Annotated in this window: 16 protein-coding genes; 13 read left to right on the top strand and 3 right to left on the bottom strand. The window is 59.3% G+C overall.

What is annotated here, in order from left to right; all coding sequences use genetic code 11:
* Positions 1–206: 206 nt before the first annotated feature.
* From ACYZT0_RS29005 to ACYZT0_RS28990, 4 genes are read left to right on the top strand one after another with little or no spacing between them, the layout of a single operon-like run.
* Entirely contained in the window at positions 207–1,133 is a 927-nt protein-coding gene (locus ACYZT0_RS29005; protein WP_462044033.1) for a DUF72 domain-containing protein, read from the top strand.
* Positions 1,130–1,927 carry an endonuclease/exonuclease/phosphatase family protein gene (locus tag ACYZT0_RS29000; RefSeq protein WP_462044032.1) on the top strand — a complete coding sequence of 266 codons (798 nt, stop codon included), beginning with the start codon at positions 1,130–1,132 and terminating at the stop codon, positions 1,925–1,927. Before ACYZT0_RS29005 ends, ACYZT0_RS29000 begins: the two co-directional genes overlap by 4 nt.
* Positions 1,924–3,219 carry a cardiolipin synthase ClsB gene (clsB, locus tag ACYZT0_RS28995; protein ID WP_462044031.1) on the top strand — a complete coding sequence of 432 codons (1,296 nt, stop codon included), beginning with the start codon at positions 1,924–1,926 and terminating at the stop codon, positions 3,217–3,219. Before ACYZT0_RS29000 ends, clsB begins: the two co-directional genes overlap by 4 nt.
* The gene (locus ACYZT0_RS28990; protein WP_462044030.1) at positions 3,206–4,192 is read left to right on the top strand and encodes a lysylphosphatidylglycerol synthase domain-containing protein; all 987 of its coding nucleotides are present in this window, start codon (positions 3,206–3,208) and stop codon (positions 4,190–4,192) included. Before clsB ends, ACYZT0_RS28990 begins: the two co-directional genes overlap by 14 nt.
* 86 nt (positions 4,193–4,278) lie before the next feature.
* Here ACYZT0_RS28990 and ACYZT0_RS28985 read toward each other — a convergent pair whose 3' ends face one another.
* From ACYZT0_RS28985 to ACYZT0_RS28975, 3 genes are all read right to left on the bottom strand, one after another.
* Positions 4,279–5,037, bottom strand: coding sequence for an alpha/beta hydrolase family protein (locus ACYZT0_RS28985; RefSeq protein ID WP_462044029.1), 759 nt, complete (start codon positions 5,035–5,037; stop codon positions 4,279–4,281).
* Positions 5,027–6,136, bottom strand: coding sequence for a DUF3182 family protein (locus ACYZT0_RS28980; protein WP_462044028.1), 1,110 nt, complete (start codon positions 6,134–6,136; stop codon positions 5,027–5,029). Before ACYZT0_RS28980 ends, ACYZT0_RS28985 begins: the two co-directional genes overlap by 11 nt.
* A 171-nt stretch (positions 6,137–6,307) precedes the next feature.
* Positions 6,308–7,300 (bottom strand): GlxA family transcriptional regulator, encoded by a 993-nt coding sequence (locus ACYZT0_RS28975; protein WP_462044027.1) that lies wholly within the window; start codon positions 7,298–7,300, stop codon positions 6,308–6,310.
* Positions 7,301–7,402: 102 nt separating this feature from the next.
* Between ACYZT0_RS28975 and ACYZT0_RS28970 the strand changes: the two genes are divergently transcribed.
* From ACYZT0_RS28970 to ACYZT0_RS28930, 9 genes are all read left to right on the top strand, one after another.
* Positions 7,403–7,957 (top strand): cysteine hydrolase family protein, encoded by a 555-nt coding sequence (locus ACYZT0_RS28970; protein WP_462044026.1) that lies wholly within the window; start codon positions 7,403–7,405, stop codon positions 7,955–7,957.
* 272 nt (positions 7,958–8,229) lie between these two features.
* The gene (locus tag ACYZT0_RS28965) at positions 8,230–8,811 is read left to right on the top strand and encodes a YjfI family protein (protein ID WP_213941535.1); all 582 of its coding nucleotides are present in this window, start codon (positions 8,230–8,232) and stop codon (positions 8,809–8,811) included.
* 24 nt (positions 8,812–8,835) lie between these two features.
* On the top strand, positions 8,836–9,534 hold the full coding sequence (locus ACYZT0_RS28960) for a PspA/IM30 family protein (RefSeq protein WP_462044025.1): 699 nt from the start codon (positions 8,836–8,838) through the stop codon (positions 9,532–9,534).
* Between the two features lie 71 nt (positions 9,535–9,605).
* Positions 9,606–10,169: a rhomboid family intramembrane serine protease gene (locus ACYZT0_RS28955; protein ID WP_462044024.1), complete on the top strand. Its 564-nt coding sequence runs from the start codon at positions 9,606–9,608 to the stop codon at positions 10,167–10,169.
* Positions 10,170–10,242: 73 nt separating this feature from the next.
* Positions 10,243–11,277, top strand: coding sequence for an ion channel (locus ACYZT0_RS28950; protein ID WP_462044023.1), 1,035 nt, complete (start codon positions 10,243–10,245; stop codon positions 11,275–11,277).
* On the top strand, positions 11,264–11,938 hold the full coding sequence (locus ACYZT0_RS28945) for a DUF2491 family protein (protein WP_462044022.1): 675 nt from the start codon (positions 11,264–11,266) through the stop codon (positions 11,936–11,938). The genes ACYZT0_RS28950 and ACYZT0_RS28945 overlap by 14 nt, the downstream gene beginning before the upstream one ends.
* A 15-nt stretch (positions 11,939–11,953) precedes the next feature.
* Positions 11,954–12,382 carry a DUF350 domain-containing protein gene (locus ACYZT0_RS28940; protein WP_131062034.1) on the top strand — a complete coding sequence of 143 codons (429 nt, stop codon included), beginning with the start codon at positions 11,954–11,956 and terminating at the stop codon, positions 12,380–12,382.
* An 18-nt stretch (positions 12,383–12,400) separates the two neighbouring features.
* Positions 12,401–13,114, top strand: coding sequence for a DUF1190 domain-containing protein (locus tag ACYZT0_RS28935; RefSeq protein WP_309676303.1), 714 nt, complete (start codon positions 12,401–12,403; stop codon positions 13,112–13,114).
* Positions 13,115–13,127: 13 nt separating this feature from the next.
* Complete coding sequence (locus ACYZT0_RS28930; RefSeq protein ID WP_462044021.1) at positions 13,128–14,285, top strand: glutathionylspermidine synthase family protein; 1,158 nt, start codon at positions 13,128–13,130, stop codon at positions 14,283–14,285.
* Positions 14,286–14,302: the final 17 nt, after the last annotated feature.

Raw genomic sequence — 14,302 nt, 5'->3', positions numbered from 1 at the left:
CACGCAGAGCGTGGGGACGATCTTTGCGCGTGAGGCAAATATCAAATGCCGATCCCTCTATTTTTCCGCATAACCCAAACCCGGACACTGCGCTCCATCAATTAATCCCGCTGCTTTAACCATCCGTACTCCCATCGAAACTTTCTCGCACGCCCCGCAGTCATCAAAAGACAGGGCAGTCCGAGAACCATTAGACGGGAGGCGATATGGCGGCGATTCACATCGGTATTTCAGGCTGGCGGTACACGCCTTGGCGGGGGGATTTCTACCCGAAGGGCCTGACCCACAAGCGCGAATTGCAATTCGCCTCACGGGCGGTCAACAGCATTGAAATCAATGGATCGTTTTACGCCCTGCAACGGCCTGAACGCTACGCCCAGTGGTACATAGAAACCCCGGCGGACTTCGTCTTCAGCGTCAAAGCCCCGCGCTTCATTACTCACATCAGGCGACTGCGAGACATCCATAAACCCTTGGCGAATTTCTTCGCCTCCGGGGTGCTGGAGCTCAAGGAAAAACTCGGTCCGATCCTCTGGCAATTCCCGCCCAGTTTCAAATTCGATGCCGAGTTGTTCGAAACCTTTCTGGAGCAGTTGCCCCACAACACCGAGGAGGCCGCGGCCCTCGCCCATCAACACGAATCGCGCCTGAACGGTCGCGCCAGCATGAAGGCCTACGGAATAAAGCCTTTGCGCCATGCCGTAGAAATCAGAAACGAGAGCTTCGTCGACCCGACATTCGTCCGCCTGCTCAAGCGCCACAATGCTGCACTGGTTATCGCCGACACCGCCGGTAAATGGCCCTACCGCGAAGACCTCACCAGCGACTTCGTCTACCTGCGCCTGCACGGTGCCGAAGAACTCTATGCCAGCGGTTACACCCCCGAGGCGCTGAAACGCTGGGGTGACCGGATCGAGGCCTGGCATCACGGCCAGCAACCGAGCGACCCGCAATTGATCGCGCCCCGGCAGAAGCCCAAGGCGCGCAAATCCCGTGAGGTGTTTTGCTACTTCGACAACGACATCAAAGTCCGCGCGCCCTTCGATGCCCGCCGCTTGCTGGAGCGCTTTCATCTGGATAAAGACCTCGCCACCCGTCCCGGTGAACGGGCCGCCGAGGGGGTGCTGTCATGAGCATTTCCGAACCGGTCGGCACCACCGACGAACAGCAATCTATCATCACCGCCGTGCGCCGCTTCACCGTGCTGACGGTCAACACGCACAAGGGTTTCACCGCGCTCAACCGGCGCTTCATCCTCCCCGAGTTGCGTGAAGCGGTGCGCAGCGTGTCCGCCGACGTGGTGTTTTTGCAGGAAGTCCACGGCACCCACGAGCATCATCCCCAGCGCTACAGCAATTGGCCGGCGATACCGCAATACGAATTCCTCGCCGACACCCTGTGGCCGCAGTTCGCCTATGGACGCAATGCGGTCTATCCAGCGGGCGATCACGGCAATGCGCTGCTGTCGAAATTCCAGATCATTCGCCACGACAACCTCGACGTTTCCATCAGCGGTCACGAGAACCGCGGCATCCTGCATTGCGTGCTGCGCCTGCCCGGTGACGGCCAGGAAGTGCATGCCATTTGTGTGCACCTGGGCCTTCGCGAAACCCACCGGACCGAACAACTCACGTTGCTGGCCCAGCGCCTCGAAGAACTGCCGAGCGATGCCCCAGTGATCGTTGCCGGTGACTTCAACGACTGGCGCCAGCGTGCCGACGCACTGCTCACACCCTGCGGTTTACGGGAAGTTTTCGCCGAACTCCACGGCAAACCGGCGCGCAGTTTTCCAGCGCGATTGCCAGCGTTGCGACTTGACCGCATCTACGTGCGCAATCTCAAGGCCAGTCATCCGCAAGTGCTGGCCGCGCGGCCCTGGTCACACCTTTCAGACCACGCACCGCTATCGGTGGAGATCGAGGTATGAGCAGCCCATCGCTGGATAAAACCAATGTGGAGCACTTACCCACAACCCCGTCGATCCGTGAACCGGGCGTGGTCGACGTCGAATATGGCTGGCAAGGCAACAACCGCGTAGAGCTGCTGGAAAACGGCGAAGCGTATTTCCCTCGGGTGTTCGAGGCCATGCGTCTGGCCAAGACTGAAATCCTGCTGGAAACCTTCATCCTGTTTGAGGACAAGGTGGGTAGTGAACTGCAGCAGATCCTGATCGAGGCGGCTCAACGCGGCGTGCGGATTACCGTCAGCCTCGACGGCTTTGGCTGTGGCGAGCTGAGCACCGGGTTCCTCGCCGCCCTGAGCGAGGCCGGCGCACGCATCCAGATTTTCGACCCGGCGCCGAAACTTCTGGGCATCCGCACCAACTGGTTCCGTCGCCTGCACCGCAAGATCGTGGTGGTCGACGGCACGATTGCGTTCATCGGCGGCATCAACTTTTCCGCCGACCATTTGGCTGACTTCGGCCCTGAGGCCAAGCAGGATTATTCCGTTGAAGTACAAGGCCCAGCGGTGGCCGACATTCATCACTTCGCCCTGCTGCAAAGCGGTCGCCCGGCTCGCGCCAAATACTGGTGGCAACGGCGCAGACAACGGCGCTCGGAACTGGCGTTCAGCGATCATGACGGCCAGGTTCGCCTGGTGTACCGCGACAACAGCGAGCACACGACCGACATCGAAGAGGTTTACCGCCAGGTGCTGCGCAGTGCCCAGCGCCGAGTGGTGATCGCCAATGCCTACTTCTTTCCGGGCTATCGCCTGCTGCGCGAGATCCGCAACGCGGCTCGCCGTGGCGTTGATGTGCGGCTGATCCTGCAAGGTCAGCCCGATATGCTGGTGGCAAAACTCGCCGCGCGCATGACCTATGACTACCTGCTCAAATCCGGCGTGCAGATTTACGAATATTGCGACCGTCCTCTGCACGGCAAGGTCGCGCTGGTGGATGAGGATTGGAGCACGGTCGGTTCGAGCAACCTCGACCCATTGAGTCTGTCGATGAACCTGGAAGCCAATGTATTGATCCGCGATCGCGCCTTCAACCGCAACCTGTTCGAGCGCCTCGAAGACCTGAGTGACAACCATTGCAAGGTCATGTCCGTCGACAAAACTCCGCGTGGACGGGTCTGGCACATGACCGTCGGCTTTCTGGTATTTCACTTCTTGGGGCAATTCCCGGCCTGGGCCGGTTGGCTGCCGGCGCATAAACCGCGCCTGAAGCCGTTCACCCACCCGGCCGGGAGCGACCACCATGAACCGCGCTGACGCACACCCGACGGCCCACGCCGACAGCCCGAGCAAATCTCGCTGGAGCCGCTGGAAACGGCCGCTGACGATGCTGTTTTTCCTGGCGCTGATCGTGCTGATTACGATGCTCGCCCAGCGCATCGAATGGAACGAAGTGTTCGATACCCTGGCCGATTTCAAGGTGCGCACACTGATCATCGCATCCGGCCTGACCTTGGTGAGCTTTCTGGTCTACGCCTGTTTCGATCTGATCGGTCGTACCTACATTCGGCAGGACCTGACGTGGAAGCAGATCTTGCCGGTGGGGATTATCAGCTATGCCTTCAACCTCAACCTGAGTGCCTGGGTCGGTGGCATTGCCATGCGTTATCGACTGTATTCGCGACTCGGGGTGAGCAAGGGCAACATCGCGAAAATTCTCGGGTTGAGCCTGGCGACCAACTGGTTCGGTTACATGGTGATTGCCGGTGCGGTGTTCAGCAGCGGGCTGGTGCGAATGCCGCCAGGCTGGAAGCTGAGCAGCGGCGCGTTGCAAGGTGTGGGCGTGTTGCTGCTGCTGTTGAGCGCGGGGTATCTGGCAGCGTGTCAGTTTTCCAAGCGTCGGGAATGGGCGATTCGCGGGGTGGAAATCAATCTGCCGTCCCTGCGCATGGCGGTGCTGCAACTGGCCCTCGGGGCGCTGAATTGGTCCCTGATGGCAGCGGTAATTTTCACCTTGCTGCCGAGCAAGCTGGATTATCCGCTGGTGCTCGGGGTGCTGTTGATCAGCGCGATTGCGGGGGTCATCACGCACATTCCCGCCGGGCTCGGCGTATTGGAAGCGGTGTTCGTGGCGCTGCTGCAACATGAAGCGTCCCGAGGAAGCCTGGTGGGCGGATTGCTGGCTTATCGGGCGATCTATTTCATCCTGCCGCTACTGATTACCCTGGTGATGTACCTGATCGTGGAGGCCAAGGCCAAGTCATTGCGGATCGAGAAGAAACCGAAGTGACGCCTTCGCGGGCAAGCCTCGCTCCTACAGGGTCCGCGTAACCTCTGTAGGAGCGAGGCTTGCCCGCGAAGAATCCACCGCCGAACTTACGATGACTGGATGATGCTCAACCGCTCGCCCACCACCATTTCGGTGATCCAGCCCACCAGGATCGAGGTGTACGCCTGTTGCGAAACAGGTTCGCTCAAGGCGTGGTCGGCTCCGTCGATAATACGATGGGTCAACGAGTGAGTCTGCTGACAGGCCGCGCGGTAACTCATGATGGTGGCGTGGGGCACATAGTCGTCAGTCTCTGATTCGACCAGCAGCACATCCCCGGTGAACTGCGAACAGGCATGCAGCGCACGATTGCTGTCGGCGCGGACTAACGTGCGGCGGTAATCACGTAAATCGAGCTTATCCAGGTCACGCTTGGGCGTGTGCCATTGATCATCGCGATACAGCGCCGGCACCCGCAGCGCCAGCCAGCGCACCGGACGCAATGACGTCAGGATCGAGGCCAGATAACCGCCATAACTGGTGCCGACCACGGCAATCGCCGAGGTATCGAGCGCTGGGTGCGCGAGCAAGCGGTCATACGCTGCCAGCAAGTCGCGCAGGTTGTCTTCGCGCGTCACTCGACTCAGCGCCATTCCCGTCCCGCCAGTGTGCCCGCGCAAGTCGAACGTCAGGCACACGCAACCCAAACCCGCGATGCCTTTGGCCCGTTCCAGGTCCCGCTCCTGACTGCCGCCCCAGCCGTGCACAAAGAGCACGCCGGGAACTTTTGATCTGGGGCTGAGAAAAGTCCCGATCATCTGTTCATCGTCGATGTCGATTTGAATGGTTTCGCTTCTAGCCGTCATAGGATTTAACCGTTACGTACTTGAGAAGAAAGTCACTGTTTTGCGCCGGCCCGCGATACACCTCGATGGCGTCCGTCGGCAGCGGCTGGTCGATGTAGGTCTCGACCGAAGACACGCGAATCGCGCGCATCCCAGGGTCGTTGACGAAGCTCTGCAAGGCGGCGACTTCGGCACTGCTGGCACCGCCCATCCGCCAGGACTGCTCGAGCACGCCACTGCGCTGTTTGCCGTTACTGTCCACACCTTGGGCGATGTCGTAGTTGCGCCGCGAGGCGTAGAAGCCGGGATAAGCCTCATCCGCGGCGCTGTCGAACACTTGTGCCTGCCGAATCGCCAACTGAACATCGTCCGGCAGTTCCAGTTCGAGCAAATCGTCGTAATACCCCTGCACCACCAGCAGGTTGGACCCTCCATAAACCTGCTCGCCCTGACCGTCTTTGGTCAAGTATTGATCACCGCAATAACTCAGTACTTTGTCGCCGATAAAGCTCTGACCGACACTGTGGGTGATCACTTTGTCCAGGTCCTGTTCCAGCACCACGCCTTCGGTGAACAGCGATTTGGCATCGGGTCTGGCGAGGATGGCATCGAACTGATCGAGGCTTTTGATCACTTCCTGACCGCGTCCGGCGCAGGCATGAATAGGTTTGATGCGGATCGGGCCGCTGTAGAGCAGATGCTCTGCCGCAGGACGCGCATCGTCCAGGGAAAACACGCTGAGGCCATCGAGCACAACGTTGTGCACGCGTTCGGAAAACAAGGGTGCCCAGCCTTCCGGCGCGCGGGCATGTCTGTTCAACAACCCGTGACTGATGGCTTTGGTGCAGATGAAATCATGATCGACGTAACCGCCCCACAAATCCTCCGGCCCTTTGACCCCCAATTGCCGGGCGGCAGCGACGCCAACAAGCGTCTGGGTCGGCAACAGATAAAGGTCTCGACCCTTGTGAAGTTCGGGGTCGTAACTGCCGCCGTATTTAAGCCCCAGAATCTGCGCCAGCCAACGCGCCAGCGCACGATTGGTTTCCACTTCGTGCAACGGAGCATCGGGGCGCACGGAGTGAGCGACCACCATTTTATTGCGATTTGTTGGGGTCATGCGTTCCCCTTCAATCTGCGCTTGATGAATGTAGTTGAAGGGGTGCAGAGATCAGGCCAACGGGGGACGAAGACAAACGTCTTTCAAATCAGCCAGTTGCAAAAAACATGATGGCACCGTGCCTGTTTTATTCTGCACGACAAGGGTTTCAACTCCGGCATTTTGCACGACTTACGCTCCCCCCTGACTCGCTCCCACCCCAAACCGTGTCCGGTAATCACTAGGCGCCAACCCGGTAATTTTCTTGAACGTCGCCCGAAAGGCACTCGGATCCTGATAACCCACCGTCCAGGCAATGTGATCGATGGTGCCGTTGGTGAACTCGAGCATTTCCCGAGCCTTGCCGACCCGCAGGTGCTGACAATATTCGGTGGGTTTGAGCCCGGTTGCCCCGCGAAATCGACGCAGAAAAGTACGCTCTTCCAGCCCTGCCCGCTCGGCCATCATCGTCAGCGACACATCGGTCGCTCCGGTGCTTTGCAGCCAATGCTGGACCTTGAGAATCGAGGCATCGCCATGGCTGAGTATCGGTGAAAAGTTACTGCCGCACTCGCTCGCGCTGTCGCTGTGTTCCACCACCAGAAACCGCGCGGTGCTGGTGGCGATGCTCGGCCCCAACAGACGGTTGACCAGACGCAAGCCCAGTTCGGACCAGGCCATCAGCCCGGCGGTGGTGATCAGATCGCCGTCGTCCACAATGGGGGTGTCGGCCTTGAGTTTGATCGCCGGATAACGCTCGGCGAAAGCGTTGGCCGAGGTCCAGTGGGTGGTGGCGCTACGACCGTCGAGCAGGCCGCTTTCGGCCAACAAAATCGACCCCACGCAAACCCCGCCGAGTGTCGCGCCATTCGCGTGTTGCTGACGCAGCCAGCGGATCAGCCCCTGCGGTGCCTGGCCTGGGGAAAAACCGCCAATCGACGGCGGGATCAACACCGCCACCAACGCGCCGTCAGGTGCGGGATGACTGTCGTAGACCCGCTCGGGCATCTGATCGCCATCGGCCTGCCAATGGCTGACCCGCAGCAATGGCAACTGCGCGGCCTGATGCTCGCTGGCAATCCGGTTCGCCACCCCGAACAAGTCCGTCAACCCATGCACCGCCGCCATCTGCGCGCCGGGATAGATCAAAACGCCCAGCTCAGCGATTACCCTTTCTGCGTCCATTGTCAGTTTTCCCCCTTCTATTGTCGGTGCGGCCAATCCTCGGACGGCCTGCTAAACCCAATACTTCATTCCATACCCAACAAGCACTTCGAGGAAGCAGTCATGGCCAAGCAAGCACTCATCGTAGTCGATATCCAAAACGACTACTTCCCTCAAGGCAAGTGGCCGCTAGTCGGTGCCGACGCCGCCGCGGACAACGCCGTACGGTTGATCAAAGCCTTCCGCGATGCGGGTGATTCGGTGGTGCACATCCGCCACGAATTCACCTCCAACGAAGCGCCCTTCTTCACGCCGGGCTCCGAGGGCGCGAAACTGCACCCCAAAGTCCTCAACCGTGCCGACGAGCCGGTCGTGCTCAAGCATTTTGTGAACTCGTTCCGCGAAACCGAACTGGAAGCCATCCTCGATGAGCAAGGCATCGAGGAACTGGTCGTCGTCGGCAGCATGAGCCACATGTGTGTCGACGGCATCACCCGCGCCGCCGCGGATCTTGGCTACACCGTCACGGTGATCCACGACGCCTGTGCCTCCCGTGACCTGGAGTTCAACGGCCTTACCGTGCCGGCAGCCCACGTGCATGCCGCCTTCATGTCGGCCCTGGGTTTTGCCTATGCCGGCGTTGTGTCCGCCGACGAATTTCTCGCGGCCAGCCGCTAACGCCCCCCCTGAAACAACTCGATAAACAAAAGGCCCGCCGCGCGTTCGCGTTGCGGGCCTTTGTGTTTCCGGTCGCGAAAAAATCTCACGCGTGAGCTATTGAGAGGCGCAAAAAATCACTGTAGTGTTACTCACGCGTGAGATTTCACAACGGAGTCACCAGTATGAAAAGCCGCTCTCCATCAGGTCCGCCTGCCGAGCCTGATACCGATACAGCGAGCAGCAAGGGAGAGCGCTCGAAATCGTCCGCGAAAAAACCGTCGAGCTTCTACATGAAGCAGATGCGCGCGGGCCTGGGTGCCGCCGGTTATGTGAAACACGAGACTTGGGTGCTTCCCGAAAACCGAAGCCTGCTCAAGCAGATGGAGAAACAGCTACGCCAACCGATCCTGGCTGGCTCATTCATGTCGGAGAATTACATGAGCGCAGGTAACAACTGGAACATCGACCGCCTCTTCAGCGCCCTGCAGGCCCTTGATGAAGTGGTTTCGAACGACATCACTCTGTCCCTCGTCCAAGGTTCCGAGTCGAGCATCAAGCTGGAAATGAACGACTTCGGTGGCCTGCCGATTTACATCGCAGTCGTGGGCGAGCAGATCATCGTCGACACCGTGCTGGTGGACGTCGAGTCGATCAAGGACGTACCGGCCTTCAACGATGCCGTCCTGCGTAGCCGTGAGTTGTTCCCGCTGTCCTCGATCGGTATCGAGTCGATGCCCAACGGACAGGTTGTCTACAACATGTTCGGCGCACTGAGCTCCGATTCCAGCCTGACCAACGTCGTGACCGAGGTCAAAACCCTCGTCGACAACGTCCAGCGCGCCAGCGAAGCCTTTGAACGTTTCTTCCATTAATTTTTCAGGAACAGGGAATATCCAATGACTCAGTCCATCTGGAGCAAATTGTTCACCGCGCTGCGCGGCGGTGCCAACGAAGCCGGCGAGTCCATCGTCGACCAACAGGCCCTGCGCATCCTCGATCAGGAAATCCGCGATGCTGACAGCGCCCTGGCCAATGCCAAGCGTGAGTTGGTCACCATCATGGCCAAGCACAAGCTGTCGGCTGATCGTGTGGCCGAGCACAACGCCAAGATCAAGGACCTCGAATCCAAGGCCATGGCCGCGATCCAGGCCAACCGCGAAGACCTGGCGTTGGAAGTGGCCGAAGCCATTTCGACCCTGACCAATGAGCTTGATGTCGAGCAAAAGCAGGCCACCGAATTCGGCGGTTACGCGGACAACATGCGCAAAGACATTACCAAGGCCGAAAGCCGCATCAAAAGCCTGCGCCAGCAAGTGGACATGGCCAAGGCCCGCGAAAGCGTACAGAAAGCCCAGGTCAGCGCTTCGATCGCCAGTGGCGGCGCCAACGGCAAGCTGGAAACCGCCGTCGGTACACTGAACCGCCTGCAGGCCAAGCAGCAGCAACGCGCCGCTGAACTGGAAGCTCAGGATCAACTGGCCGATGCATCGACCGGCACCGATCTGGAGCGCAAACTGCGCGAAGCCGGCATTACCCCGGATTCGGGCAGCGCCAACGCAATCCTGGATCGCCTGAAGAAAAAATCAGCCGAGTAACCGGGCCGGGCGCAAGCTGAACAGGAAGGGCATTCATTGCCCTTCCTTTTTTTGTCGAGTAGAGGTCAAGGATGGATGCCCTGAAGGGTTTCAAGACAATTGCCGGCCTGGCAATCCTCATGGTCGTGCTGCAAGTACTCAACACCGCGACCGGCTACAGCCTTGTTGCATTTGGCCTGGTCCCGAGGACATTGCACGGTCTGCTCGGCATCATTACCTCGCCTTTTCTGCACGCGCCCTTTGCGCACCTGAGCGCCAACCTGATTCCCTTTGTGATCCTCGGCACGTTGGTCATTGTCGATGGGCTCAATCGCTTCATCGCCGTGAGCGTGATCATCATTGGCCTGGGCGGCTTGCTGGTCTGGCTGTTCGGGTTTTCCGGGATGCACATCGGTGCCAGCGGATGGGTGTTCGGGCTGTGGGCGTACATTCTGTCGCGCGCCTGGTTCCAGCACAGTTGGGGTAACCTGATCACGGCCGCGGTCGTCGCCCTGCTGTATGGCGGCCTGGTGTTTGGCTTCCTTCCACGCCAGGGGGTTTCCTTCGAAGGCCATATCGCCGGGGCATTCGCCGGATTTATTGCAGCCAAGCTACTTCTCTCGACGCCCGGCAACAGGTTTAATGCCGCCCGGTAAAGGCAATCGAACGTTCAGGGGTTCGGGCCTGCGCGTTGCCAGGAACGAGTCATCCCACGGAGTCAGGGACGTCATGTCTATTTTTCTTTTATTACGCGTGTATGCCTCGTCCTTCTTCCACCGTTTCGGCTGGGCGGGACTGGCGATTGCCTTGGGCATCCACCTGAGCACGGCCTGGCTCGGCCTGGTGCTTCTGGGCGAACAACAACTCACCGCCCCCGCCACATTTACCTATTTCTACCTCACCACCACGCTGACGGTCGGTTACGGCGATCTTGCGCCCCAAACCTCGGCGGGACGGGTTTTCGTGGCCACCTGGGTCATGCTCGGGGGCATTGCGCTGCTGACGGCAGCCATCGGCAAAACCACCAGCAGCGTCATTGATGTATGGAGAAAAAGCATGAAGGGCAAAGGTGATTTCACCGGCAAGACCGGCCACACGGTGCTCATCGGCTGGGCGGGATCGTCCAGCGAGCGGGTCATCGAGTTGTTGCTTCAGGATGAAACCTCCAATGACAACCTGATCGTCATTTGCGATTGCGACCTTGAAGAAAACCCGATGCAGGGCAAAGCGGCCTTTATCAAAGGTGAAAGCTTGTCCTCCGGCGCGCTGCTGGTGCGCGCCGGCGTTCCCGGTGCCGAGCGCGTGCTGGTGCGAACCCATTCCGACGACCTGACCCTGGCCACCGTGCTGGCGGTCAATCAGCTCAAACCGGTCGGGCATGTGGTCGCCCACTTCAATGAAAGTGAAATCGCCGCGCTGGCCAGCTCCTACGCACCGAGCCTGGAATGCACCTCAAGCATGGCCATCGAGATGTTGGTGCGCGCCTCTCAGGATCCTGGCTCGTCAGTAGTCATCAATGAATTGCTGTGCGTGGGTCAAGGCGCCACCCAGTACCTGATGAAACTGCCCGAGGCTTTTGAAGCAACATTCGGCGATCTGTATGCACAGATGAAAGAGCATCACAACGCGACCCTTATCGGCTACCGCGCCAAAGGCGCCCGACACCCTTCGATCAACCCGCCCGGCGCCACTCGCGTTGAGGGCGGTGAACTCTTCTACATCGCCTCCACTCGCCTCAAGGAAATCTCCAATGGGATGGTTTAAACAGTTGATGGGGCTTGAGGCCCCGAATGCGAATCCGGACTCAAAATGGACTGCCAACGAAACCCCGCCCGCCATCGGTCCGCTGGGCCTGGCATTGGGCAAAGGGGTGATGTTCGACACCACCCTGAAATTGCTGCTCGACGAAAAAACCAGCGTGATCATTCCCGGCTCCCAGCAGATCTGGAGCAACGGCACCGTTGACCTCGGGCAATCGACCTGGCTGTCGCGTTATTACATGAATGACGAAGATTACTGGCTGCAAGTGCACACCACCGGCGCCATCGCCGGGCAGGTCGAGTCGGTGATCTTGTTCAACTACCTCAGTTACGTGACCATCAGCAGCGAGGCGGAGTTGAGTCGGTTGGCCGGCCCGCAAAGCCTTATCGGTCTGCCGACCTACACCCACAACGGCGTCGAGTACACTCGCGAGTGGGGCACCGAGGATGGCCAGACAGAACTGGTAGCGTTGAGCGAATACCTGAAAAACCCGGATGAGTCCTACAGCATTGAACACCGTTCGATGCTGTACGCGCGCGAAACCGGCCTGACCGATCGCCGTGAATTCCTTCTGTTTTCCGTCGAAGAAGATGCCGAAGGCGCCATCAGCCTGAGCACGTCGCTGGGCATTTCGCTGTACACCACCGACCTGAACACTTTTTAAATAAGGAAGAAGTCCATGCTAGAAGCGCTCTCCATTTCCCTGAACAAAGCCGCCGTGTTCGGGTTTGTTGCGTACATCCTCGGCGCCGCCGTGCTGTTCGCGCTGTTCCAGTTCATCTACACCCGAATCACTCCGCACAAGGAGTTTGAACTGATCCGTTCGGGCAACGTCGCAGCCGCAATCGCTTTAGGCGGTGCGCTCATCGGTTTCGCGATACCGGCCAGCAATGTGATTGCCTACTCGATCAGCCTGCTCGACTTTGTCGTCTGGTCGCTGATCGCCGCCGTCGTGCAACTGCTGGCGTTCCTGGTGACTAGCCTGGTCTTGAAAGGTACGTCGGAACGCATCAAGAAAGGGGAAATCGCGGCGGGTGTCTATGTCGCGGCCGTGGCCATCAGCGTCGGCATGTTGAACGCCGCCTGCATGACCCCTACCCCGAACTGATCGCGCAGGGAGCTCCCGATGAAACGAAGCAAGTACGTTCAACTGTCGCTGGCCGCCTCGGTCGCCATGGCGATATCCGGCTGCGGGCCGACGGAAAAAACCTACCCGGTGCAGAAGAAGTACAACTTCCAGTCCGTCCAGCAATGTGCCGATGAAAAACTCCCGGTAGACGTCTGCTCTGACGCCTACATGGCTGCCATGACGGAGCATCGGCGCATTGCTCCGGTCTACGACAATCAGGCCGATTGCGACGCGGACTTTGTCGCAGACTGGTGCCAGCAAGATTCCACCGGCAAGTTTATCCCGAAACTGGGCGGTTTCGAACTGACCGCCGATGGCGAAGTGACGCAGTCCCAAGTGGACGCGGCCAAGGCCCAACTGCCCGCCTCGGAAGCGAACAGTGGTGGCTCCGGATTCTCCGGCACCAGCCTGCTGACCGGTTTGCTGATCGGCAACATGCTGAGCAACAACCGCAACAGCTTTTACTCGCAACCGGTGTATCGCTACCGCGATGACCGCGGCGGTTACTCGTCTTCCACGCTCAGCCAGCGGATTGCCAAGGGCTCGACCTTTACCAAGTCCAATCAGGCGAGGTACGGCAGCAGCAACTACGCCGATTCGATTCGTTCCGCCAGCAAGCCGGTGTCGGTTGCCTCGTCCACCTCCCGTGGCGGTTTCGGCAGCAAGGCCAGCGCACGCAGTGGCTGGGGCGGCGGCGGTTCGAGCAGTTAAGGAAACCCGGGCCATGAATAAGATCCTCTGCGCAGAACGTCATGACTGGAAACAGACCGCCGAAAGTCTCGGCTTTCTGTTCCATACCATCGACGACGAACCCTATTGGGACGAGAGCGCGTATTACCAATTCACGCTCAAGCAAATCGAAAACGATCTGGAAGACCCAACCACCGAAATTCATGAGATGTGCATGGACCTGGTAGCCCGGGTGGTTCAGAGCGAAGAGTTGCTGGAGCGCCTGAGCATTCCTGCGCCGTTCTTCGACATGATTCGGACTTCATGGCTCGAAGGCCACCCGCACCTCTATGGGCGCATGGACTTCTCGTATAACGGCACCGAACCGGCAAAATTGCTGGAACTCAACTACGACACGCCGACCAGCCTCTATGAGGCGGCCGCGTTCCAATGGGGCTGGCTGGAACAATGCATCGAACGCGGCCTGCTGCCCAAGCACGCCGACCAGTTCAATAGCATCGACACCAAACTGCATCAGGCCTTCGCCCAGCTACAGCTTAAACAGCCTTTCTATTTCGCCTCGATGAAAGACTCGGTCGAGGACAAGGGCACCACCGATTACCTGCGCCTGATCGCCGAAAAAGTCGGAATAGAGTCACGCCACATCGACATCGAAGACATCGGCCTCACCGCTGACGGACGTTTCGTCGACCTCGAAGATCGCTGGATTCCTCACCTGTTCAAACTGCATGCGTGGGAGTTCATCTTCTACGAACCCTTCGGTGCAGCGATTGCCCAGAGTGATACGCAGTTTTTCGAGCCCGCGTGGAAATCCATCATTTCCAACAAAGGCATCCTGCCGCTGCTATGGGAGTCCAACAAAGGACACCCGAACCTGCTCGCCGCCCACCTGGATACCAATCCGAACACAGCGGTGCCCAAGGGCTGGGTGCGCAAACCGTTCTTCTCGCGGGAAGGCGCCAACATCGAGTTGCAAACCGCTGAGGGCCTGATCGTAAAAGAGGACGGCCCCTACACCGACGCGCCGTTTATCCTTCAGGAATTCGCACCGTTGCCGCAGTTTGGCGACAGCTTCACGCTAGTGGGCTCGTGGGTGATCGGCGACCAAGCGGCCGGCATTGGCGTGCGGGAAGACAACAGTTTGATCACCAAGGATTCAAGCCGGTTTCTGCCGCATCTGATCCTCGACTGACAAATCCTTCGCCCACA

This window comes from Pseudomonas sp. ZS1P83 (assembly GCF_054897825.1).
The sequence above is the reverse complement of the archived record's forward strand: the minus strand, read 5'-3'. Positions and strand labels throughout refer to the sequence as shown.

Bases quoted from the DNA above. Each gene is read 5' to 3' on its own strand.
- ACYZT0_RS28935 (WP_309676303.1), top strand. From the start codon at position 12,401: ATGAAACGAAGCAAGTACGTTCAACTGTCGCTGGCCGCCTCGGTCGCC.
- ACYZT0_RS28965 (WP_213941535.1), top strand. From the start codon at position 8,230: ATGAAGCAGATGCGCGCGGGCCTGGGTGCCGCCGGTTATGTGAAACAC.
- ACYZT0_RS28950 (WP_462044023.1), top strand. From the start codon at position 10,243: ATGTCTATTTTTCTTTTATTACGCGTGTATGCCTCGTCCTTCTTCCAC.
- clsB (WP_462044031.1), top strand. From the start codon at position 1,924: ATGAGCAGCCCATCGCTGGATAAAACCAATGTGGAGCACTTACCCACA.
- ACYZT0_RS28980 (WP_462044028.1), bottom strand. From the start codon at position 6,136: ATGACCCCAACAAATCGCAATAAAATGGTGGTCGCTCACTCCGTGCGC.
- ACYZT0_RS28990 (WP_462044030.1), top strand. From the start codon at position 3,206: ATGAACCGCGCTGACGCACACCCGACGGCCCACGCCGACAGCCCGAGC.
- ACYZT0_RS28940 (WP_131062034.1), top strand. From the start codon at position 11,954: ATGCTAGAAGCGCTCTCCATTTCCCTGAACAAAGCCGCCGTGTTCGGG.
- ACYZT0_RS28985 (WP_462044029.1), bottom strand. From the start codon at position 5,037: ATGACGGCTAGAAGCGAAACCATTCAAATCGACATCGACGATGAACAG.
- ACYZT0_RS28970 (WP_462044026.1), top strand. From the start codon at position 7,403: ATGGCCAAGCAAGCACTCATCGTAGTCGATATCCAAAACGACTACTTC.
- ACYZT0_RS28955 (WP_462044024.1), top strand. From the start codon at position 9,606: ATGGATGCCCTGAAGGGTTTCAAGACAATTGCCGGCCTGGCAATCCTC.
- ACYZT0_RS29005 (WP_462044033.1), top strand. From the start codon at position 207: ATGGCGGCGATTCACATCGGTATTTCAGGCTGGCGGTACACGCCTTGG.
- ACYZT0_RS28960 (WP_462044025.1), top strand. From the start codon at position 8,836: ATGACTCAGTCCATCTGGAGCAAATTGTTCACCGCGCTGCGCGGCGGT.
- ACYZT0_RS28945 (WP_462044022.1), top strand. From the start codon at position 11,264: ATGGGATGGTTTAAACAGTTGATGGGGCTTGAGGCCCCGAATGCGAAT.
- ACYZT0_RS28930 (WP_462044021.1), top strand. From the start codon at position 13,128: ATGAATAAGATCCTCTGCGCAGAACGTCATGACTGGAAACAGACCGCC.
- ACYZT0_RS28975 (WP_462044027.1), bottom strand. From the start codon at position 7,300: ATGGACGCAGAAAGGGTAATCGCTGAGCTGGGCGTTTTGATCTATCCC.
- ACYZT0_RS29000 (WP_462044032.1), top strand. From the start codon at position 1,130: ATGAGCATTTCCGAACCGGTCGGCACCACCGACGAACAGCAATCTATC.